This is a genomic window from Rubneribacter badeniensis, assembly GCF_002899695.1.
Classification (GTDB): domain Bacteria; phylum Actinomycetota; class Coriobacteriia; order Coriobacteriales; family Eggerthellaceae; genus Rubneribacter; species Rubneribacter badeniensis.
In genome coordinates this window covers 1-22,082 of record NZ_PPEL01000055.1, presented here as the reverse complement: position 1 = coordinate 22,082, position 22,082 = coordinate 1, and the positions used below count along the sequence as shown (strand labels likewise).

General features: G+C 68.2%; 17 protein-coding genes. 6 read left to right on the top strand and 11 right to left on the bottom strand.

The window, feature by feature from the left end:
• The first annotated feature begins 1,146 nt into the window (after positions 1-1,146).
• Positions 1,147-2,103, top strand: coding sequence for an L-lactate dehydrogenase (locus tag C2L80_RS09060; RefSeq protein ID WP_087196986.1), 957 nt, complete (start codon positions 1,147-1,149; stop codon positions 2,101-2,103).
• 10 nt (positions 2,104-2,113) lie between these two features.
• Here C2L80_RS09060 and C2L80_RS09055 read toward each other — a convergent pair whose 3' ends face one another.
• Positions 2,114-2,953: a TrmH family RNA methyltransferase gene (locus C2L80_RS09055; RefSeq protein ID WP_087196984.1), complete on the bottom strand. Its 840-nt coding sequence runs from the start codon at positions 2,951-2,953 to the stop codon at positions 2,114-2,116.
• Between the two features lie 199 nt (positions 2,954-3,152).
• Between C2L80_RS09055 and C2L80_RS09050 the strand changes: the two genes are divergently transcribed.
• The gene (locus tag C2L80_RS09050) at positions 3,153-3,776 is read left to right on the top strand and encodes a hypothetical protein (protein ID WP_087196983.1); all 624 of its coding nucleotides are present in this window, start codon (positions 3,153-3,155) and stop codon (positions 3,774-3,776) included.
• Between the two features lie 38 nt (positions 3,777-3,814).
• Here the strand turns inward: C2L80_RS09050 and C2L80_RS09045 are convergent, their stop codons facing one another.
• Positions 3,815-5,233 carry a response regulator transcription factor gene (locus C2L80_RS09045; protein ID WP_157941053.1) on the bottom strand — a complete coding sequence of 473 codons (1,419 nt, stop codon included), beginning with the start codon at positions 5,231-5,233 and terminating at the stop codon, positions 3,815-3,817.
• A 224-nt stretch (positions 5,234-5,457) separates the two neighbouring features.
• Between C2L80_RS09045 and C2L80_RS09040 the strand changes: the two genes are divergently transcribed.
• On the top strand, positions 5,458-7,122 hold the full coding sequence (locus tag C2L80_RS09040) for an FAD-dependent oxidoreductase (RefSeq protein ID WP_103263057.1): 1,665 nt from the start codon (positions 5,458-5,460) through the stop codon (positions 7,120-7,122).
• Positions 7,123-7,362: 240 nt separating this feature from the next.
• On the opposite strand, the gene C2L80_RS09035 is transcribed toward C2L80_RS09040, so the two are convergent.
• The 3 genes from C2L80_RS09035 to C2L80_RS09025 form a co-directional block, all read right to left on the bottom strand.
• Positions 7,363-8,115: a TatD family hydrolase gene (locus C2L80_RS09035; RefSeq protein WP_224758777.1), complete on the bottom strand. Its 753-nt coding sequence runs from the start codon at positions 8,113-8,115 to the stop codon at positions 7,363-7,365.
• A 227-nt stretch (positions 8,116-8,342) separates the two neighbouring features.
• Positions 8,343-9,089: a tRNA threonylcarbamoyladenosine dehydratase gene (locus C2L80_RS09030; RefSeq protein WP_087196980.1), complete on the bottom strand. Its 747-nt coding sequence runs from the start codon at positions 9,087-9,089 to the stop codon at positions 8,343-8,345.
• 169 nt (positions 9,090-9,258) lie between these two features.
• Complete coding sequence (locus C2L80_RS09025; RefSeq protein ID WP_087196978.1) at positions 9,259-9,783, bottom strand: DUF6933 domain-containing protein; 525 nt, start codon at positions 9,781-9,783, stop codon at positions 9,259-9,261.
• A gap of 1,059 nt (positions 9,784-10,842) precedes the next feature.
• Between C2L80_RS09025 and C2L80_RS09015 the strand changes: the two genes are divergently transcribed.
• Positions 10,843-12,318, top strand: a complete 1,476-nt coding sequence (locus tag C2L80_RS09015; protein ID WP_087196975.1) for an ATP-binding cassette domain-containing protein — start codon at positions 10,843-10,845, stop codon at positions 12,316-12,318.
• A gap of 17 nt (positions 12,319-12,335) precedes the next feature.
• On the opposite strand, the gene C2L80_RS09010 is transcribed toward C2L80_RS09015, so the two are convergent.
• The 4 genes from C2L80_RS09010 to C2L80_RS08995 form a co-directional block, all read right to left on the bottom strand.
• Complete coding sequence (locus tag C2L80_RS09010) at positions 12,336-13,502, bottom strand: MFS transporter (protein ID WP_129589930.1); 1,167 nt, start codon at positions 13,500-13,502, stop codon at positions 12,336-12,338.
• A 2-nt stretch (positions 13,503-13,504) separates the two neighbouring features.
• Positions 13,505-14,176, bottom strand: a complete 672-nt coding sequence (locus tag C2L80_RS09005) for a Crp/Fnr family transcriptional regulator (RefSeq protein WP_087196973.1) — start codon at positions 14,174-14,176, stop codon at positions 13,505-13,507.
• A gap of 77 nt (positions 14,177-14,253) precedes the next feature.
• A complete protein-coding gene (locus C2L80_RS09000) occupies positions 14,254-14,820 on the bottom strand; it encodes a 4Fe-4S dicluster domain-containing protein (protein ID WP_087196971.1) in 567 nt (188 codons plus the stop codon).
• A 12-nt stretch (positions 14,821-14,832) separates the two neighbouring features.
• Positions 14,833-17,301, bottom strand: a complete 2,469-nt coding sequence (locus tag C2L80_RS08995; RefSeq protein WP_092199733.1) for a molybdopterin-dependent oxidoreductase — start codon at positions 17,299-17,301, stop codon at positions 14,833-14,835.
• Between the two features lie 177 nt (positions 17,302-17,478).
• Between C2L80_RS08995 and C2L80_RS14165 the strand changes: the two genes are divergently transcribed.
• Positions 17,479-17,757, top strand: coding sequence for a helix-turn-helix domain-containing protein (locus C2L80_RS14165; protein WP_204600566.1), 279 nt, complete (start codon positions 17,479-17,481; stop codon positions 17,755-17,757).
• Between the two features lie 342 nt (positions 17,758-18,099).
• Here C2L80_RS14165 and C2L80_RS14375 read toward each other — a convergent pair whose 3' ends face one another.
• On the bottom strand, positions 18,100-19,005 hold the full coding sequence (locus tag C2L80_RS14375; RefSeq protein WP_087194215.1) for a hypothetical protein: 906 nt from the start codon (positions 19,003-19,005) through the stop codon (positions 18,100-18,102).
• A 330-nt stretch (positions 19,006-19,335) separates the two neighbouring features.
• On the opposite strand from C2L80_RS14375, the gene C2L80_RS08985 reads away from it, so the two are divergent.
• Entirely contained in the window at positions 19,336-21,036 is a 1,701-nt protein-coding gene (locus tag C2L80_RS08985) for an FAD-dependent oxidoreductase (RefSeq protein ID WP_103263056.1), read from the top strand.
• Between the two features lie 35 nt (positions 21,037-21,071).
• Here C2L80_RS08985 and C2L80_RS08980 read toward each other — a convergent pair.
• The coding region (locus C2L80_RS08980; protein ID WP_129589929.1) for a DUF92 domain-containing protein at positions 21,072-22,082 on the bottom strand (1,011 nt) is incomplete at its 5' end.

The following is a 22,082-nucleotide window of genomic DNA, read 5'->3' as shown; positions in this document are numbered from 1 at the left end:
GGTACCGGGAGGGGAGGCTGAAGGCGTTCGACGAGGGAGGGCGCAAGGTGTACGATACGATAGCCGGCCGCAGGAGGCGGCTGGGGCTGGCCGCCTAGGCCGTCCGGAAAAACGTCCGCACCCCCAAGCGCGCCGTCCGCGCCAAGCCGCCGTCGGCGGGGCCGGGCCGGATCGCCGCGCACGGCGCGCTCCGGCACCTCGGGAGGCCCCCGCCCGTTGGGGCAGAGCCCTCCGCAGCACCCGGTCAGAGGCGTCCGGCTCGAGGCCCGCAGAGCATGGGTACGCGTCGACCCTGGTTTGACAGAGAGGAACGCGGTCCGTGGCGGGAAATGACGGAAAACCGCGTTTGCACGCTCTGTCCCCGTCCGGTCGGAGAAGGGTCGGAACGCTGACCAGGAGAAACGAGAAGCCGCTTCGCCGCCGTCCCGCCGCGACCCCTCCCGAAAGGCGGTTTTCCGTCATTTCCCGCCACGAAAGATGCCTGTCTCTGTCAAACCAAGATCGACACGAACCCGCGTTCGCCGAATCGCCCCTCGAAGCCCCTGATCGGGTGCTCCAGGAGGGGCTTCCTGCTTGCCGGCTGGAACCTCCGAAGCGATGGCGAAGCCTTGCACGACGAGCCGACCCGGCCCATGTCAATCCCGGTTTAACAGCGGAAGGCGATCCCCTTAGCACAAAATGACGGTTAAGAACGATTTTCCTGCTTCCTAGAGGAGCGTTTTCGGAGAAACGCCAGGTCGCGAAATTCGATCTGATCGAAAAATCGTTCTTAACCGTGATTTTGTGCTATTGCGCCCAACGCGTCTCTGTCGAAGCAGGATTGGCAAACATGGGCTCGCATCAATCCTGGCTTAACAGAGACAAACGCCCTCCCTGCCGCGCGCCGAAAGTCGCCAAGCCATCCGCGTTCGAGCCCAATCGCCATCCTGCGCGCATCCACCAACGCCGCCGCCCCGCGCGCGCCGCGGCGGCCGAAACAGAGGAAGGAGCGCGACATTGCCTGCCCCTTCGGCACACTCCAAGAACCGCGCCCGCCCACCTCCGTCGCCCGATCTGGTTTTCCACCGCTTCCGCGGCGGCGCTCCCTTGACGGGCCGGATGCGTTGCAGTAGGTTCGACCTCGTTCGCAAGAGAAAGGAGGCACGCATGGGCGCTGCCGTCAACGACCGCAAAGTGGCCATCGTCGGATGCGGGTTCGTGGGATCTGCCACCGCGTTCACGCTCATGCAAAGCGGCCTGTTCAGCGAGATGGTGCTGGTGGACGTCGATCGCGACCGCGCCGAGGGCGAGGCGCTCGACATCGCGCACGGCATGCCGTTCGCCGCCCCCATGAACATCTACGCGGGCGACTACGACGACGCAGCCGACGCGGCCATCATCATCGTCACGGCCGGCGCGAACCAGCAGCCCGGCGAGACGCGGCTCGACCTCGTGCACAAAAACGTGCGCATCTTCAAATCCATCATCCCCGAGATCGCCAAGCGCGACTACGAGGGCATCCTGCTCGTCATCTCGAACCCAGTGGACATCCTCACCCACGTGGCGCTGAAGCTCTCGGGGATGCCCGAGAACCGCGTGTTCGGCTCCGGCACGGTGCTCGACACCGCGCGCTTCAAGTACATCCTGGGCGAGCATTTGGGCGTCGATCCGCGCAACGTGCACGCGCGCATCATCGGCGAGCACGGCGACAGCGAGATCGCGGCGTGGAGCACGGCAAACGTCTCGGGCATCCCCGTGAACACCTTCTGCGAGCTGCGCGGCCACTTCGAGCACGACGAGTCCACGCGCCGCATCGCCGAGGACGTGAAGAACAGCGCCTACGAGATCATCGCCAAGAAAAAGGCCACCTACTACGGCATCGCCATGTCGGTGAAGCGCATCTGCGAGGCCATCGTGCGAGACGAGAAGCCCATCCTGCCCGTGTCGAACTACCAGCGCGGCGTCCACGGGCTTTACGACGTGGTGCTGTCCATGCCCGCCGTCGTGGGCAAGGACGGCGTCGAGTACCAGGTGCCCACGCCCCTGTCCGAAGACGAGCAAGCCCGCCTGCACGCCTCCGCCGACGCCCTGCGCGCCGTCTTCGCCGAGCTGGATTTGGAGTGACCAAGCGGCGCTAGTCGCGCCACTTCGTGCGCAGCTCCCAGAAGGCCACGGCGCTGGCGGCGGCCACGTTGAGCGAGTCCACCCCGTGGTCCATGGGGATGCGCACCACGTAGTCGCAAGCGGCCACCGTCGAAGGAGCGAGGCCGTCGCCCTCGGTGCCCAGCACGAGCGCGAGGCGCTCGCACGCGCGCAAGCGCGCATCGTGCAGCGGCAAGGCGTCGTCGGCAAGCGCGAGGGCGGCGGTGGAGAAGCCGAGCGAGCGCAGAAGCGGCACGCCTTCGACCGCCCAATCGCGCACGCATCCGATGCGCGTCCACGGCACCTGGAACACCGTCCCCATCGACACGCGCGCGGCGCGGCGGTACAGCGGATCGTGGCACGACGGCGTCACGAGCACCGCGTCGATGCCGAGCGCGGCCGCGGAACGGAACGCGGCCCCGATGTTCGTGTAGTTCGCCACGTCCTCGAGCACGGCCACGCGTCGGGCGCCTTCCAGCAGGTCGGGCACGCTCGGCAGCGCGGGTCGCTGAAACGCCGCAAGCGCCCCGCGCGTCACCTCGTAGCCGGTCACGGCGCGAAACAGGTCGCGCGTGGCCAGAAGCACCGGGAAGGCCGGGTCGGACGCGAGCAAGCGTTCGATGAGCGGCATCGTCTGGTCGAGCCAGCGCTCCTCCAAAAACAGCGACACCGGGCGCACGCCCGCGGCGAGCGCGCGCTCGATCACCTTGCGCGACTCTCCGATGAACAGGCCGTTGGCGTATTCCGGATCGTCGCGCAGCTGCGCGTCCGTCGCTCCCGCGTACACCGCGAGGCGCGCATCGCCCGCATCGCTCAGGCGCACGATCGGCACGGCATCCTCCTCTCTCTCGCAACGCTTTCGACGAGCGCCCCGACGCGGGTCGCGGGGGGCAAGCCTCGCTCCCCGTCGGGGCCCGAACGTGTCAGAAGGCACGCTTGCCCGTTCGCTCGTCGATCATGGTATCACCGCGCGGCCGCATGCTCTATACTCTTCTCAACCGACCGGGTTCCGACGACGCAAAGGAGGCCGCATGGCCGCAACCGTCAAAACGCTTCTCGAACATCACGGCGAGCTGTACTGGGGAGCGCGAACGGCGACCCCGGGCTATCAGTACGGGATCTCGCTCGACGTCGTGCCGCAGGGGATCGAGGCGCAGGTGGTGTACGTGCTGAGCGACCTCGACGAGAACGACGCAGAGCTGGTCGACCCCGAGGTGCTTCTGTCGTGCTACTCCGTCGCCGACCTCGAGCGCAACGGCATCGTGCCGAGCGACCTCATGGACGAGAACGAAAGCGAGGACGGCTCGGACGCGTGCTCTGCCGAGGACGGCGCGGGCGTTCCCGTGATCGGTTGGTACTGCATCGAACGCTCGTTTTTCGACCGCGACCGCGCAGACGAGCTTGCGGCCAGCAACGATTCGCTCGACGGCTACCTCGACATCGTGCTGAGCATCCTCACGATCACTCCCGAGGAAGTGGAGGCGGGGCTGCCCAGCCTCGACGCGGTGTCGTTCTTCGATTTGCTCGACGAGCTGGAGGGGATCGCGGAGAGAATCGACTCGGGAGATTTGCGCGCTCCCTTGCCCTTCGACTTCACGCTCGTGAACGACGCGCTTCTCGGCTGGCAGAACGCCGACGAGGCCGATTTCCGCTAAGCGCGGCAAGGGCGGGCCGGACCACGCCGCTTGCGCCCCTACGCGCGTCGCTCTCCGCGCACGAGATCGAGCAGCTCCTGCTTGTTGTGCACGTCGAGCTTGCCGTAGATGCGGCGCGAGTGGGTGCGCACCGTGTTCTCCGACAGGTACAAGGTCTCAGCGATGTAGGGGCGCGAGCGGCCCTTGCACAGGTACTGCATGATCTCGATCTCACGCGGCGACAGCCCGCGGCGCTCCCCCACCGCGCGGCAGCGCTCGTCGATGCCGTCGCCGTCACCGATGGCCCGTCGTCCCTCGTCGTTCAGGTCGGACAGCAAGCGCTGCACATCGGGCGAGCGCGACGGCAGGAAGAACGCCACCATCACCACAGCCACCACCAGCAAAAACGATGCGATGGCGGGGTTGAGCGACTCCAGTCCCAGAAACGACGCGGCGCTGCGCCCGAGCCAATCGGGCAGCGAGTACAGCAGCATGCCGGGCAGGAATACCATGAATGGCTTGAATGGGCCGTGGTGCGCCACGTTCGCCAAGCCCAGCCACAGAAACATCTTCGCCACCACCACGGCAGCACCCGTGAACGCCTGGATGAACTGCGCCATGCCGAACGCAGTGAGCATGAACAGCGCGAGCGCCATAAGCACGTACGTGAAGCGCCACACCACTGTTATGTCGAGATGGCGGCGGCGCGCAAACACCCATACGTACACGAACGCGCAGAACGCGAAGAGGATGATCTGGGACAACAGCGTGTAAAGGGGCGTGGCGGCCGTGCCGAAGCTGTAGTGGCCGGTGCCGTACTTCAGCGTCATGTTCAGGATGGACCAGATGAAGAAGAACACCGCCACCGCCGCCACGATACGACCGAACGAGGGCAGCGATGAACGCGCGAACCACCGCTCGGCAGGACGCTCTCCTCCCGCGTTGCGCTGGCGCAGCGCGAGCATCCCCATTGACAGGAACGGCAGGGCTAGCATAAGCGCCATCGTAGCCGCCTCCGGAAGGAACGTGGTCACGCACTTCACTGCAGCCACCAACGCGATGGCCAACAGCAGCGCACGCGTCACGTCGTCGGTGGACGAGCGCGCGTAGCACAACCCCCACCGCGCGACCATCCACGTCTGCGCCGCCGCGAACAGCAGGAGGCCGACCACGTCCCCGAGCGGCTCCAACAGGCCCGCTCCGCCCGACAGCACGATGAACGAACCGGCGTATACGGCGGCGAACGCCCAATCGAGCGCCCTCCCAACGCGCCTGGGAACGGGTACGCGCCACAAGACAACGCACGCGAGCACGGTGACGATCACGACGGCGCCCGACTTGTTAAGCCACCAAAACGAGAACGAGGCGCCGTAGGTGAGAGCGCTCACCCAGTTCGAGCACGTGTACCACACGAAAAACCCCACGGCCATCGCCACGGTGCCCGCCCGCGACCCCCCGCCGTCCCGTTTGCTTTCCATGCCTCCCCCTTTCACGCCCCGCATTATCGCACCAAACAACACGCGCGTCTTTTCCCCAGCGCGCGCGAAAGCAAGTTCACCCGAATCGGGCGACACGCCCATCAGGCGTTTGCTCCCTTCCGGGTCTCATCCCGCACGCCCTCGCCGACATAGGCTGTACGGGCGGAACAGCACGACGGCGAGCGCAGGAGCGCTCGCGAAGAAGCACGAACCGAGGAGGAGACATGGAACAGAAGGACATGGTTTCACGCCGCAACTTCATCAAGACGAGCGGCATGGCCGCGTTGGGCGCCGCTGCGCTCGGATTGGCCGGATGCGGGCCGAAGCCGGCGCAGAACGCCGCGAACGACGCCGCGACCTCCGTCGCCGACATCTCCTGGGACGAGGAGTACGACGTCGTCGTGGTGGGCGCGGGCGCGGCAGGCCTCGCCACAGCCGTCGCGATGGCCACCGAGGGCGGCGACAACACCACGCTTCTGCTGGAAAAAGGGGCGACGCCCATCGGCAGCGGCAACTCGCCGGTGTGCAGCGGGTCGTTCCACATCACCGAGGACCCGGACGCCTTCGCCGTGTACATGAAGGCGATGCTCGGCGGCATGACGGCCACGCCCGCCTCCGTCTACGAGACGTACGCACGGGGCGCAGCCGAGAACTGGGATTGGCTCACCGGGCTGGGCATGACCGAAGACGACGTGAAGATCACGCCGCAAGGCGACGGCAAGGCCGAGTGGTTCGAGCTGGAGAACTCCGATTCGTTTTCCAAATGCCAGTTCAAAAGCGACAACGCCGACGAGAACCGCCAGCATATCAGCAAGTTTCTGAGCACGGTGCTCGACGAGTACCCCGAGCAGGTGACGCGCAAGACGAACGCACCCCTGACCGCGCTCGTGCAGGATCCCGAGACGAAGGCCGTGCTCGGCGGCGTGTACGAGGACAAGGGCAAGAGCGTGTACGCGCGTGCGCGCAAGGGCGTGGTCATGACCTGCGGCGGTTTCGAGAACGACCCCGAGATGCTGCAAGACTATCTGTCGTTCGAACGCATGCACGCAGCGGGCGCCTCGCTCAACACCGGCGATGGCCATCGCATCTGCGCGAAGCTCGGCGCCGGCATGTGGCACATGAACAGCTTCGCGGGCGCCTGGTCGAACGGCATCAGCCTCGATGGCGAAAAGACCATGCCCTACCGCAGCCTCAAGAAGGCGCTCGGCATCGTGGTAGGCGTGAACGGGCGCCGCTTCTATCAGGAGTGGGAAGGCACCACCATGTTCACGAAGGGCGAGGAGGGCCCGCTGTCGCTGCATTACGGCTGCCGCCACGGCCACCAGAACTTCGGCGGCGAGTGGAGGATGCTGCCTTTGCCCGACAAGCAGTGGTTCGTGTACGACTCCGAGGGCAAGCGCTTCGGCGCCTACATGGGCAAGGACGTGATCAACAACACGCTGCAAAACCAGACCGAGAAGACCGAGATCGACCCGACGATCGACGCCGTTGCCGACGGCTACGCGCTGACGGCCGACACCATCGAGGAGCTGGCCGCGCTCATGGAGGTGCCGGTGGACGAGCTGGTGAACACCGTGAACGTATGGAACGCCTCGTGCGAGAAGGGCGTGGACGAGCAGTTCCACCGCCCCTCCGACCAGATGGCACCGGTGAGCACGCCGCCGTTTTTCGCCATCCCCTGCATCCCCGAAATCCTCAACACCGACGGCGGCCCGCGCCGTAACGAAAAGGCGCAGATCCTCGATGTGGACGGCGAGCCCATCCCCAACCTGTATTCGTCGGGCGAGTTCGGCTCCATCTGGGCTGCGAAGTACCAGGGCAGCGGCAACATCACCGAGTGCATGGTGTTCGGCCGCATCGCCGCCCGCGAGCTGATCGCGAAGGCGTAACCTCCTGCCTCCTTCCGCCGGCCGGGCACGCATCCGCGCGCCCGGCCAATCGCCAATGGACCAGACGAGCAACCTGATCAGGCACGATGGTGCGAAAACATTTTCACTTGCGCGAGCGCATCGGCAAGCGCGAGGGACAGATGCCGCGCGCACGAATCGAGGCCCTTCGCGAATGCGCGGCGGCTGCAAAGCTCGACGCCTGTGCGCGCTCGAAAGGGCCGCAAGCCGATGCGACCTGCATTAAGTGAACGCCAGCAGTTCCCGGCTGGTGCGCACAACGCAGTCGGCGAGCACCTCGACATCCTCGCGGCGCAGGCGGGCGATCTCGTCGAGGGCGCCTTCCAGCAGGCGAGCGAACTCCCCCGCCGGCACGGCCGGGCCGGCCTCGGGCGGCTCGTCGGTTTCCAGCAGCAGGCGGTCTCGCGGGATGGCCTGCGCGTAGGCGCGACCGCGCTTCGAGGCCAGCATGTGCGGGCCCACGGAGAAGAAGCAGCCGAGCTTCGCGGCGCGTTGCAGCTCGTCGGACGTGCCGGAGAACCAGTGGAGGATGCAGGCGCTGCCGTCGAGGACGCCGTAGCGCTCGAGGACGTCGAGCACGGTTCCCGCCGAGCGCACGGCGTGGATCGAGAGCACCTTGCCGCCCTCCGCCGCGCAGGCTGCGACGATACGATCGAACGCCGCCACCTGGGCCCCGTGCGTAGCCACGTGCTTGGGGCCGAAGTCGAGCCCCACCTCGCCCACGTAGCGCGACGCGGCCGCGTTCGCAACGGCGCGCTCGACGGCCGCCTCGCCCGCCGGCCCTTCTTCCACCCACCAGGGATGCAGCCCCGCCCCCGCGCACACGTTGGGGCACGGCGCGAGCAGGCGCGCGGCCCGGTCGAAGCCCGCAGGCGTCACCGTCGTCGAGAACGCGCCCGTCCCGCACGCCGCCAACCCGTCCGCGAGCGCACGGGGATCGGCGTCGAAGTCCAGATGGCAGTGCATATCGAACATCCGCAGACCGATCAGGCCGCCATCCCGGGCAGAAGCTTCGGACGCGCATCTTCCGCCATCGCGATCGGGATGGCGCGGTCGAGGGGTCGAGGGGCTCCGTTCGATACCGACAGAGACGCCGCCCGTCGACGCCGCGCGGGAACCTTCGACTTCCCATTGCGCGCTCCGCCCAGAACGACGAGGGCCGGGTTGGCGCTCTCGCCCGGAACGACTGGAGGGCACCTCGCTCATGCGCGCTCGATCCCCGCCAGCGCGCAGATCACCTCGCCGGCTATCATCTGGCCCATGATGGGCGGCACGTACGACGCCGTGCCGAGGTTCGACCGCTCGCGGCGCGCGGCGCCCTCGCGCACGGGCACGTCCACCGGCTGCTCGCACGAGTACAGCACGCGCAGATGCCGGATGCCGCGCTTGCGCCCCTCCTTGCGCATGATGCGGCAGAGCGGGCAGTTCACCGTGTCGTACACGTCGGCCATGCGGAAGCACTCGGGGCGCAGCTTGTTCGCCGCGCCCATGCTGCTGATCAGGCGCAGCCCGCGCTCGTCAGCGTACTGCGCCACGGCGAGCTTCGCCGATATCGTGTCGATGGCGTCCACCACGTAGTCCGCCCCGCCGGCGTGCGCGTCGAGGAACGCCGGCACGTTCTCGGCCAGCAGGAACTCGTCGATCGCCTCCACCTGCGCCGCGGGGTTGATATCGGCCACCATGGCGCGCGCCACGTCCACCTTCTTGCGCCCGATGGTGCTCGTGAACGCGATGGCCTGGCGGTTGATGTTGCTCGCCTGCACCACGTCGTGGTCGACGATGACGAGGCGCCCCACCCCGCCGCGCGCAAGCGCCTCCACGCAGTTCGAGCCCACGCCGCCCACCCCGAGCACCATGACGGTGGAAGCCGCGAGCCGCGCGAGGCCGTCGCGTCCCATGATCGGTTCGAGTTTCGAGGTGGCGGTGTCGCCCGCGCCCGCTGCAGTCATTGCCGTCCTTTCTGTCGGCGACCATGGTAGCATGTCGTGGAGGCGCAGCGCCCGAAACGCTTCGCCGGAACAGCCCGCCCCCCTGTTGTCGCCCGAAACGGTCGGTTTCGGCGCGAAAAACGACCGCTTCGGGCGACAACGCATTTGCGGCCGCGGCTGTCCGCCGCGCCTACGCCGACGATCCGATTCCCAGGCGCTCGAGGTCGGCGGCGAAGCGCTCGCTCGGCAGGCCGAGCCCCTCGAAGCCAGCCGCCCTGCAGCGCAGCTGCTCGTTCGCGATGCGGCACGCCTCGAGCGGAAACGGCTCGCGCATGTCAAGCGAGGGCGAAAGGGGCAGCAGCCTCTCCACGAGCACGTTGAGGAATGCCACGGGGCGACGTCCGTGCGTGCGCGTTACCGAGGGCGCGCCGCCGAAGAACAGGTACGCGTCGATCGTCGACACGTCAAAGCCCGCATCCGCGAGAGCGGCGCGCAACGCGGCGAGCGCCGCATCCTGCCAGCAGCGCCAATCGCCCGGCTGCATGCGGGCGAACGCCGCGAACCGGCTGCTCGCGTTCACGAGCAGCAGCACATCGGCGGCGCCGAACAGCACGCGATGAGCCTCCCAGCAGAAGGCGAGGTCGTCCACCTCGCCGTACGCGGGCCGCGGCAAGCGCAGGTGGCGCTGCAAGGGTATGGTGATGCCGAATTCCATGCAACCAGCATACAGCGCAATTATATGATTGCGATGGTCATGGACAAAAACTCTCGGTTTCTCTAGCTTCTCGAGGTTCTTCGAAGCCCGCCGAAGCCTTTCGGAGAACCAAGGTGCAAACCACCCGATCACAAGCTCATCGTTCCGGTTATGCTCTAAAAGGAATAGAGAATCTGCGCGTTTTTGCCCACTGCGCACTCGCGCCAGACGCAGAATCAGAGCCCGAACTGCCGCGGATCGGCACGCCAGACGGCATGCGCGCGCTTTTCGAGTCGCTCGCAAGGCGGACGCTGATTCCGCCTCCTTGCCAATGATTAAACGCCTCACCTGCGCTTTTCGCGTCGCTCGCAAGGCGGCACAATGCACGCGCCTCTCGCGCCTCGAGGCGGAGGCCGATCGATAGCGCGCTTGCGCCATCCAAAACGCAGCAACCCGAAAAGAGCGGAAGGACACCCCGCGCTGCAATGTCCGCGATGCTTTCTGCCGGCATCGCGCGGAACCCTTCGACCCCGCGCTTCCGATCCACTCGAGACGACGCGAAGCTCGCCATTCTGCGGCACGCCAACAGCGGCTCGACGGCGAAAAACGAGCGCGCCGCAAGATTCGGCGACCCCCACCCCTTCATCAGGCGCGCCCTTGGACGACGCGCGCCCATGCCCTTTTCGAAGATGCACTTGATCTGCGAAAGCGAAGAGCAATACAGGAGAGACCGGGGAAACCGACGAGCAGAAGGCGGATTTTCGCCATTTTCGGTCGCAAGCCCCCTTCTTCCGAGGTCGCGACGCTTGCCGCCGCGCCTCGGCACGTGCTACACTGACGGCGTCATGCCCCGCGACCGCCCCAATGCCAAGCGGCCGCTTCTGCAAGGAGAGCGATACATGAAGTTCTAGCGATGCCCCTCAGCCGACGTATTCCTTGGCGCCCGCACGGCGCCGGGCTCTGCGCGGAACCGCATCGCAGCTTCATAGGCGCCCTCACCCCGCACGCGCACATGCACGCACTTCGCACGCGACGCTGCCCGCGAACATCCGCGCAGGCCCCTTCACGAAGGAGGCCTCCATGGTTCTCACCTTGCACGACATCCGCTACACCTATCCCGGCTCGCCCGCACCGGCGCTCGACGGCGTGTCCGCCACGTTCGCAAAGGGCTGGTGCGGCATCGTCGGCGACAACGGCTGCGGCAAGAGCACGCTCGCGCGCATCGCGTGCGGCCTGCTCGCACCCGATGCCGGCTCGGCGTTCCCGTGCCTGACCGCCGTGTACTGCCCGCAGGATGCCTCCACATCGCCCGACATGCTGGAAGACTTCTCCTGCGACTTCTCGCGCGAGGCCCAACGTTTGCGCGAGAACCTGGGGATCGACGACGACATGCCCTGGCGCTTCGACTCCTTGAGCTTCGGCGAACGCAAGAAGATCCAAGTTGCGTGCGCGCTTTGGCAGAATCCCGCCGTGCTCGCCCTCGACGAGCCGACGAACCACGTGGACGCGCGCTGCCGGGAGGCGCTCTCGCACGCGCTCGAAAGGTTCCGCGGCATAGGGCTCCTCATCTCGCACGACCGCGCGCTGCTCAACCAGCTGGCCGATCGCTGCCTCATGAACGAGGCCGGCAGCTGGACCATGCGACCCGGCAGCTACGACCAGGCCCGAAATGAGCAGGAGCGCGAACGAGCCGAAGTCTCCGCCCGCAAGGAGGCCGCCAAGCGCGAGGCTGCACGCCTCGCGACTGAGGCCGACGCACGGGCGCACCTTGCTGCGCGCACCGCAAGCCGCCTGAGCGCACGTCGCCTCGACAAGCACGATAGCGACGGACGGAGTCGCCGACAGCTCGCCGTGTTCTCCGGCAAGGACGGACAGGCCGGGAGGCTCGCCACGCGCATGGACGCCCGCGCCGCGCGGGCGAGCGAGAAAGCCGCCTCCATCCGCGTCGCGAAGCGCTACGACGGCTCGCTCTGGATGGATGCCCGCCCGCATCCGCGCGCGACGCTCCTGTTCATGGAGGAGCACAGCATCCCTTGCGGAGAAGGGCAGTTGCGCCTGCCGAAGCTGGCACTCGGCCACACTGATCACGTGGGCGTATCCGGCCCGAACGGCGGCGGCAAATCCACTCTCGTGCGCCACCTGCTGCGCCAGCTGCCCGTCGACGTGCCCGCGCTCGTCATCCCCCAGGAAGTGAGCCGGGACGAGGCCGACCGCGTGCTCGCCCGCCTGCACGACGCCGACGAAGCGCGGCGCGGCCGGCTGCTGTCGTTCGTCACGCAGCTCAACTCCAGCGCCGAGCGCATCCTGGCCGGCCGCGACGTGAGCCCTGGCGAGCTGCGCAAGCTCATGCTGGCCGAGGGCGCGCTCGACGGCCCGGCCCTCATCGTGATGGACGAACCCACCAACCATCTGGATCTCCACTCGACCGAAGCGCTCGAGCAGGCGCTCGCCGCCTACCCTGGAGCGCTCGTGGTGGTATCCCACGACGAGGCCTTCCTCGAGGCCTGCACAACCACTCGCTGGATCGTCGACGAAGGACAGGTGCGGGTGCGATGAGCAGCTGGCGGGCGGCGCTAGGGTCGGCCCTTCCCCCCGGAGCGCACCGCCCGCCACGCAACCGCCACCATCGCGCACGCCACGGTCGCGGCTCCCCACGCGGCGAACACCGCCGCAGAACCCGCGGCCTCCACAGCCAATCCGAAGGCGGCGCCCGCGCACGCGATGCCCACGTCGATGCCGTTCTGCTGCAAGGCGAGCGCCGAGACGCGGCGCTCCTCGGCCACGCGCGCCGCAACGATGGACAAGACGCACGTCATCGATCCGAAATAGCCGAACCCGACCAAGAAGCCCGCACAGAGCGTCAGCTCGAAGCCGCGCGGCGCGGCGGCGAGCAGGACGAGGCCCGCCCCCAGGCATACGAGCAGCGCCGCGAACAGCCGCCCTTGGCGCATGCGATCACTCGCCCAGCCGACAAGCGGGTTTGAAACGACCCCGCCCGCTCCCACGAACGTGAACAGCATGCCCGTCGGCGCACCGGGCAGCGACGCCTCGATGAACGGCGCCGCGTACGTGCCCAGCAAGCCGTAACCAAGCGCCGCGAGCAGCGTCGCCCCGAGCACCGGCGCCATCGCGGGCGCATCGCCAACGAAAAGCCTGCGCGCGCCGCCGCCAGCCGCAGACGCGCCCGCACCGCCCGGGATGCGCACGGCCAGCACGAGCCCGAAAGCGACCGCCGCGCATCCCCCGAGCAGCGTCAGACACGTCCCGAAACCGCTGGCATCCACGACGAAGAACGCCGCCGCCGGGGCCACCATCAGCGAGGCGGACGAGACGAGCCGGTACAGCCCCAGCATCGATCCCGCACGGCCCGCCGGAGCAGCGGCCACTACGGCTGCCGTCGCCGCCGGGAAGTACGCCGCCAGCCCCGCCGCCTGCGCACAGCGCACGAGCAGCACCTGCCAGAACTCCGCGCACAGCGCGAGCAGCGGCCCCGTCACGACGTAGGCGAGAGCCCCCGACAGCATGACGGGCTTCAAGCCGCGCCGGTCGGAAAGCGGCCCGAACAGAAACCGCAGCCCAACGGCCGCCGCGACGAACGCCGTCCCCTGCACGCCGGCCTCGACCACGCTGCCGCCCAAATCGAGCACGAGCACCGGCGAGAGTACCATGAACGCGTTGTTGCAGCCGTACAGCAGAAAGCCCGCCGCGAACAGCACGGACGCCTGCCAGATCCCGGCCACGATCACGCCTCGTCAAGGTAGCGACGCAGCCCCTCCACGTCCGCCACCGCGATGGGCCGGGGCCCGCCCGCCACCAACCCGCGCTTGCGCAAGTGCGCGAGCGAGTTGCTCACCGTGTTGCGATGCGCGCCGATGATCTCCGCGAGCTCGTCGATCGAGTAGGGAATCACCGGCCCGCCGCTCCTCGCGAGCGCGTACAAAAGCTCCGCCAGCCGCCGCACGCCCGTCTGGAACGCGAGGCTCGCTATCTCCTCGGTCTGGGAGTTCATAATGGCGAACAGGTACTCTATGTAGGCGAGGTAGTAGTCGGTGTTGCGGTTGCATAACACGAGCAGGTCCTCGAAGTCGATGGCGAGCACCTCGCAGTCGGTGGCCGCCTCGGCCGTCGACCGCGTCAGGCGGTCACGCTTGAACCCCTGGAACCCGAATTGCGTTCCCTCCGCATGGTAGAACAGCGTCTTCACGATGCCGTCGCGCGACGTGAGATAGAGCCTGACCAGCCCGCTCACCACGTGGTAGGTGCAGCGGTGCCGCTCCTCGGCCAGGAAGATGCACGCCCCCTCCTCGTACGTCCGACGCGTGAAGCGCACCTCCTCCTGCGCGAGCAGCTGCTCGGTCGTGAACACGACCGGAAAACGCCCCTTGTCGATGAACTGCGGCAGCATGGCATCCATGTCGCCAACCCCCTCCCCTCGGAACGCGGCGAATATCCCAAAAGGGGCCAGGCCCCTTTTGGGACAATTTCAGCCTGCTAGCAATAATACACCGAAGGCTCTGTCCCTTCCTCGGGCAGAAGGGGCTCGGCCTTCGTCTCGGCGATGGCCTTCGCGATATCGCTCGAAGGATCGTTTACGTCGCCGAACAGACGCGCCTCGCCCGGACAGCTGCACACGCACAAGGGCTCCTCGCCCCGCTCGACGCGCGGGCGGCACAGGTTGCACTTGACCGCCACCTTGCGCTCCTCGTCCAGCGCCGGCGCGCCGTAGGGACACGCCTTCACGCAGGTGCCGCACCCGATGCACACCTCGGGGTCGGTCTCCACCACGCCGTCCTCCTCGCGCTTGCGCATGGCGCCCGTCGGGCAGTTCTCGACGCACGCGGGCTTGGCGCAGTGGTTGCACAGATGAGGCCGAAACGTCACGCGCACGTTCGGAAACGTCCCGTCCACCAGGTAGTTGTCCTCATGGCCGACCGTCTCCAGATGCCCCAGGTACACGCCTTCGGGGCATTCGTTCAGCACGTGGCACCCCACCACGCAGGTCTGGCAGCCCACGCACCGGCCCGTGCGCACCAGCATGCCGTACTGTTTCTCTGACATGATCGCTCCCCCTTACGCTTTCTCTACTTCGACCATGATGTCGTTGAAGGCGGAACTCGTCTGGGAGTACCGCTCTTCGGCCGGGCTCAGCTTGAGGTGGCTCAGGTACTGGGCGCTCCCTTCGATGAACCGCTCGGGCGTCCAGCCCGCCTGCGTCGCCGTCACGCCAGGCACGATGCCCTCGGTGACGAACGCGCGGATCTTCGCCTCGCCGCGATCATTAAAGATGCGCACCACGTCGCCGTGCGCGATGCCGCGCGCCTGCGCGTCCGTCGGGTGAAGGTGCAGCAACGGCTCGGTCTGCACGGCATGCAGCGCCGGGCAGTCGCAGTGCTGCGAGTGCACGTTCATGCGGTCGTGGTAGGTGATGTGCATGAGCGGGTAGCGCGCCACCAGGTCCGGGTCGGACGCCTCGATGGGCGGCGTGTGCTTGGGCACCTGCTCGTCGAAATCCACCATCTCCTCGGTGTAGAACTCGAAGCGGCCCGACGCCGTTTTGTAGGCGTGGTCCCCGAAGGCGATGAGCGCCTCGTCGTAGATGCCTGTGGGCATGCCCCACATGCCCTCCTTGAGCGCCTCGTCGAAGTCGAAGCCCTTGAACGAGGAACTCTCGGGGTTCGGCCAGCTGCGCACCCATTCCTCGGGCGTCTTGCTCCACAAGTGGCCCAGACCCACGCGCTCGGCCAGCATGGTCATCATCTCGCAGTCGGACTTGCTCTCGCCCAGAGGCTCGATGGCGGGCTTCACCAGGAACACCCACGGCGAGCGGTCGTAGATGTCCCAGTATTCCCACAGGCTCGTGGCGGGCAGCACGTAGTCGGCGTACTTGGCCGTCCACGTCCACCACGGGTCGGCCACCACGATGGTGGACATCTGGGGGAACACCTCGTCGATGATGCGGTGCGCGTCCGGGCTCTGGTTCAGGAAGTTGGAGCAGCTGAACCAGATGAAGTCGGTGCGCACCGGGTCGTGGTCGACCGCGCACTGGTAGATGAGCGAGCTCTTCACCATGTTGGCCTTGTTCTCGCCCGTGTCGGCCCATTCCTCGAAGTTGAACTCGGGTGCCGTCTCACCGGGAACGGGCTTGTTGGCCTTCGTGCCGCCCATGTGCGACGCGCCGCCGCCGCGCACGCCCACGTAACCGGCCACCGCCGCGAGCGTGGCCACCGTGCGGAACGACTGGTAGGTGTTGAACGTGCGCTGCATGCCCTGCCCCATTCGGATGCCGGCCGGCTTCGCCTCGCTGTACTCACGGGCGAACGTTTCGACGATCTGGGGATCGAGGCCGGTGAGCTCGGATACGCGTTCGAGGGTGTACTCGGCCGCGCGCTCCTTCAGGTGCACGAACGCCGGCTTCACCGCCACGCCGCCCGCCTCGAAAGCCCCTTCGATGGGCGCGTCAACGTCCTCGGTCGTCGCGGGCACGGCCGTGTTCTGCGCTGGATCCCACACCATGTAGGCGTCGTCCGGGCCGCGCAGATACGTTCCGTCGTCGTCGCGCACGAGTAGCGAGCCGCAGCTGTGTTTGCTCAGGTAGTCCTTGTCGTGACGGTCGTTCTGGATGATCCAGTTGATCATGCCGAGCGCAAGCGCGCTGTCCGAGCCAGGCTTCACCGGAATCCACTGGTCGGCGATGGTCGCCGTGGAGCTGAACCGCGGGTCGATGTAGACCACCTTGGCCCCGCGCTCCCGCGCGCGCACGATGTAGCGCAGCTCGGAGGTGTGAGTGTCGGCGAGATTGCGGCCCCATAGCACGATCATGTTGGAGTTCTGCTCGTAGTCGCGCGTGTCGTGCGAGGCGCGGATCACGCCGTAGCACATTTTCATGCCCATCGAGGCGCCGTGGTCGCCCATGATACCCTCGATGTCCCAGGTGGTCGCCCCGTAGCATCCCGCGAAGCGCGTGGGCGACTGCATGGACAGCTTGCTCTGGTTGCCGGTGAACGTGTAGAAGGAGCAGGACTCGGGGCCGTACTTCTCCTTGGATTCCTCCATGCGCGCCGCGATCTCGTCCATCGCCTGCTCCCAGGAGATGCGCTCGAACTCGCCCGAGCCGCGCTCGCCAGTGCGCTTCATGGGGTACATGACGCGCAGGTCCTCGTTCTGCACGCGCTCGATGTAGGACATGGCGCGCAGGCAGGCGTTGGCGTAGTCCGGCCGGCCCGGCATCTCGCCCGGCTCAACCGCCACCAAGCGACCGTCGCGCACGTGACCCTTCAGCAGGCACCGCGACGTGCAGTTGTAGCTGCAGCAGGCATACGAGTACGTGGTGGCATCGGCCTTCGCCTGCGCGGCAGCGTCGATGCCACTCGAGGAGGCGGGCTCGGCCTGCTGCTCCTCCTCGTGTTGCTGAGGCGCGCACCCTGCGGCGGCTCCCAGCGCGGAGGCCACGGTGATCCACCCCACCCCTTTGATGAACGTGCGGCGCGTGAGCTTGCCGTCCTTGACGAACTCTTCCGCATGCTTGACTCGGTCGTCCATGTCTCCCCCTTCTGTGCCAGCGCGCCCGATCGGCGCAATGAGGGCATCATAGAGGGCGGGCCACCCCCGCTTCCACACAGGATTGGGTGGCCTCCTCGCTCCACGCTGCGTAGGTTGCGGGGGCGGCGGGGGGCGGGCATAATCGACCGCACGGACAACGACTGCAAGGAGCATCGCATGACAAGCTACGTGACCGGCGGCGCCATCCGGGCGCTGCGGGAGAAGAAGGGCTGCACCCAGCGCGAGCTGGCCGGGGAGATCGGCGTCACCGACAAGGCCGTCTCGAAGTGGGAGACGGGCAAGGGCCTGCCCGACATCACGCTCGTGGAGCCGCTCACGCACTCGCTGGGCGTCTCGGTGGCCGAGCTGTGTCGGGCGAATGCGCCGTCAAAGCCAACCGCTCGGCCAACATGCTGCGCGGGAAGTTCTACGCGTGCCCCGTGTGCGGCAACGTAGTGAACGCCGCCGGCGAGGACGCGTTCAGCTGCTGCGGCATCCTGCTACCCGCCCTGGAGCCCGAGGAGGAAGGCGACGCGCACCGGCTGGTCGTGGAGCGAATCGACGGCGACTTCCATGTGTCCCTGGACCACCCCATGGACAAGCGGCATTACGTGAGCTTCATGGCCTACGTCACCGACGACCGCATCCACCTGCGCAAGCTCTATCCCGAGCAGGCGCCCGAGGCGCGCTTCCCCGTCATGGGGCCGGGCATGCTGTACGCGTTCTGCAACCAGCACGGGCTGTTCGCAGCGAAAGCGCGCTCGACCCGGCCAGGACGCCGAACTTGCCGACGGCGGCTCACTGCGAGGATGCGGAAGACGAGCCCCGGCCGTCGCCTGTCCCGCCATCGGCGGAGGAATCGCCCGACGAGCCGGAGTCCGGTTGCGTCGAGGATCCGCCGGAAGCGGAGCCGCTGCCCGCATCGGGATTCGCTTCCGAACCGGAGCCCGCGTTCGGACCGACGGGCTCGGCCGAACCGTCGTCCTTGCCCGCGTCCGTGCCGGGGTCGGCCGTCGCGCCCGACTGGTCTTTCGGGGCGTCCTTGCCCGAATTCTGCGCGCCCGCATCGTCGCCCTCCGCAGGACCGGGCTGCGCGTCGGATGGCGAGGGCGCGTCCTGGCCCGCCTGGCCGCTCGCGCTGTCCCCGTCGACAGCCGCCGGCTGGCTGCGCGCGGGCAGAAGGGGCTCGGTCTTCGCACCAACGCCCTGGCCCGACGACGCGAGGTCGACGACGACGGCGCTCACGGCGACGGCGACGAGCGCGGACGCGACGGACACGATCATCACGCCGCGTTTGACCCTGCGCTTGTGCGCACGCTCGGCACGAGCGCGCCGCACTGCGGACTCGCCGGTTCTAAGGGCGTCGTCCACACGCGCCGCACCGGCCGCATCGGCGGCATCGGAGCATGCGGGCGCCGATGCGCCAGAGGCGGCGCCTCCCGCCCCCTTCGACCCGGCGATCTCCACAGGCGTGAGCTCGCGCAGTTTGTCGGCCGACCGCTGGAGGAACCTCTTGTACAGCTGCGAGGCCACCGCCGACACCACCGAGCCAACGCCCACGCCGATGGCCGATCCGTAGATACCGATCTGCGACGCCAGCAGCATCGATGTCACCGCCGCGAGGGCACCAGCCGCCACCTGGGAAAACGATAAATCATCGAACAAACCGCCCCGCCGATCCTCTGTATGCTCGCCCTTCGCCATCGTCTCCCTTTCCCGCACTTCGCGCCGCGCCCGCGCGGCCAGCGACCGAGCGCCCGCGCAGTTGGACGTCGCACCCGGGCTCACGTCGCACCCGGGCTCGCCGCTCTCACCCGACCATACCGAAGCGATATGGAGCCACGGCGGAGTTCATCCAAGCGTTACCGCACGACCATGAAACGTCCGCACACCCCCTTTGCGCGGCGCAGCGCGACGACCGACGGAGCGAGGCAACCACGAAACGTGCGCACGGCCGACCCCCCTGCACGGCGCTTGACGAGGAGGCCCGGATAGGATAGGTTCCGATACGACCGATCAAGGGAGGAGAAGCGCATGGAGTTCGAAACGACGAGGACATTCGACGTGCTCGTGGTCGGAGGCGGCATCGCCGGCACCACGGCCGCCCTGCACGCGGCGCGCTCGGGAGCGCGGACGGCCATCGCATGCGCGGGCGCGCTGTTCTCGGGCTCGAGCTTCTATCCGGGCACATGGGGCCTGGGGCTCGTGGGGCCCGAATCGTCCGACGACGAGGACGACCTCGTCCGCGCGATCCTCGAAGTGGGATGCGGAGCGGCGCTGCCGAAGCTCGTCTCGGTGTTCGTGCGAGACATCCCCTCCGCCATCGACGAGCTCGAGGCGGCGGGCGTGCGCCTCATGCGCCCCGACCGCCCCGACGAGCGGGAGTTCGTCCCCTGCTTCGATCGGAAGCACCGGCTCTGGCGCGGCATCGTGCGCGAGAGCTACGAGGAGGCGGTGCGGCGCGAGCTTGAAAGGCTCGGCGTGGAGATCCTGCCCGGGCGAACGCTCGTCGACCTCGTCGAACGCGACGGCGCCGTCGCAGGTGCAGTGCTGGCCGCACGCGGAAAGGCAGCCTTCGAGCCGGTGGACAGCAAAGCCACGGTGCTTGCCACGGGCGGGTTCGGCGGCCTGTTCGAACGGCGGCTCACCGCCAACGACGTGACGGGAAGTGCGCACGCGGTGGCGCTCGCCCATGGATGCGCGCTCGTCAACCTCGAGTTCATGCAGATGATGCCGGGGCTTGTGAGCCCCAAGCGCGGCATCGTGTTCAACGAGAAGACGTTTCGCCACGTGGCCCTGCGCAACCCCGACGGCACGGATCCCTTCGCGGGACGGTCCGACGCTCAAGCGCTCCTCGAGGAGAGATCGGGGCACGGTCCCTTCACCGCGCGACTCGCATCTCGCGCGATCGACCTCGCGATGGACGCCGCAGGGCCGAAGGGGCTCGCAGTGCGCTACCGCATCGGGGACGCAGAGGACGGCGCCGAGAGCGCGGCGCTTCCCGAGTTCGTGCGCACCTACTTCGACTGGCTCGAGGAGGCGGCGGGCATCCAGCCCACCGACGAGCTGCGCATCGCGCCCTACGCCCATGCAGCCAACGGGGGCATCCTCATCGACGCCGACGGATCCTGCGGCGTGCCGGGCCTGTTCGCCTGCGGCGAGGCGACCGGGGGCATGCACGGGGCCGACCGCATCGGCGGGCTCTCGAGCGCGAACGGCCTCGTGTTCGGCCGCCGCGCGGGACGCTCTGCGGCGGCCTGGTCCAAGGAGCGCGCCGAGGTGCGCCGCAGCGGCGATGCGCTGTCGGCAGACGTCCCTCGGCATGCGCTGCCCAACGCACCCGAGATCGCGCGCTTGCTGCGCCGCACGATGACGGAGTCGTGCATGATCGTGCGCACGGAAGACGGGCTCGAACGGGCGCTCGCGACCATCGACGAGCTCGCTGAGCGAGCGCGCGCCGAGGTGCGCCCCGCATCAGACGCGACCGCGATCGCCGAGGCCGCTATCGTGCGCAACCAGCTCATGCTGGCAAAGGCCTTCGCCGAGGCCGCTATCGTGCGCACCGAGAGCCGCGGCGCGCACTTCCGAGCCGACTTCCCCGCCGAGGATCCCGCCCAAGCCCGCCCCCTGCTCGTCGAACTCGATGCGCAGGGCGCTCCACGCACCCGCCCGCTCGCGCCCGACGCCCGCAACGCCCCGGCCGGGCTCGAACCGGCCTCCGGCGCGCGACGCTAGCCGCGCGCCTCTCGCAAGCGCCAAACGGCAAAGGATCAGAGGATCGCAATCAAGCCGAGCGCCACCGCAGCGACGCCGCTCATGAAGTTCACCGCGTCGTTGGTGGCCCACGCTCGCCCGGACACGAGCGCCGCCGCGGTGCCCGAGGCTGGCGGCCTCTCCACGATGCGCCCCGCCTCGGGATCGCGGTACTTCGCCTGAAGGCTCGCACCCAGCACGCTGTCCACGAGCGACCCCGCCACGCCGCACGCCGCGATGAGGAGGAACGCGTCGGGGCCCGTCGGAACCGCGAAGCCGAACGCGCGGAACAGAAGCGTCGCCAAAAGCGCCGTCGAGACGGCGCCAGCGCACGTGGCCGCCAGCCCGAGCGGGCTCACGCCGCCCGAAAGGCCGCGCCGCAACGGCTCCCGCGTGAGGATGTCCACAGGAGGGTTCTTGCTGTGCACGCCCACCTCCGACGCCCAGGTGTCGGAGGTGCTGGCAGCGAGCGCCCCCGCCGACACGACGAGCAGCCACCCGTCGCCCGAAGCCGCGTACGCCAGCGCGCAGAGAAGGGCCGGCGCACTGTTCGCGAGCACCTGGCGCAGCCTCCGCGGCCCGCTTTGCCGATGCGCCCGCCGCATGTGCGGCCCATCCTCCTCGGCGCGCGCACGCGCCGTCCGAACGCGGCGCGCCATCGCCCTCGACGCGAGGTTCGAGCTGCCGAAGAACCACATGAGCAGAAGCCACAAAGGCCATCCTCCGACGCCGAACAGCAGCGCGCCCACCACCGCGGCCCCGAGCGCTCCCGGCTTCGTGAGCAGCCGCAATCTGAGCGATGCGAGGGCCACGGCACCGGAAAGCGCAAGTCCCGCAGCCACCGGCGCGAGAGGCGAGCCCGGTGAAAACAGCGCCACGTAAACAGCCGAAACGCCAAGCGGCACGGTCAGGTTGTCCAAGCCGTCGGAGGAGAGCAGCTCGAGCAGCGTCGCCACGACCGCGAGCACGGCCGCGACGCCGAGCGCCGCCACGACCTCGGGCGCCGCAAGCGCGCCTCCTCCCCCGCC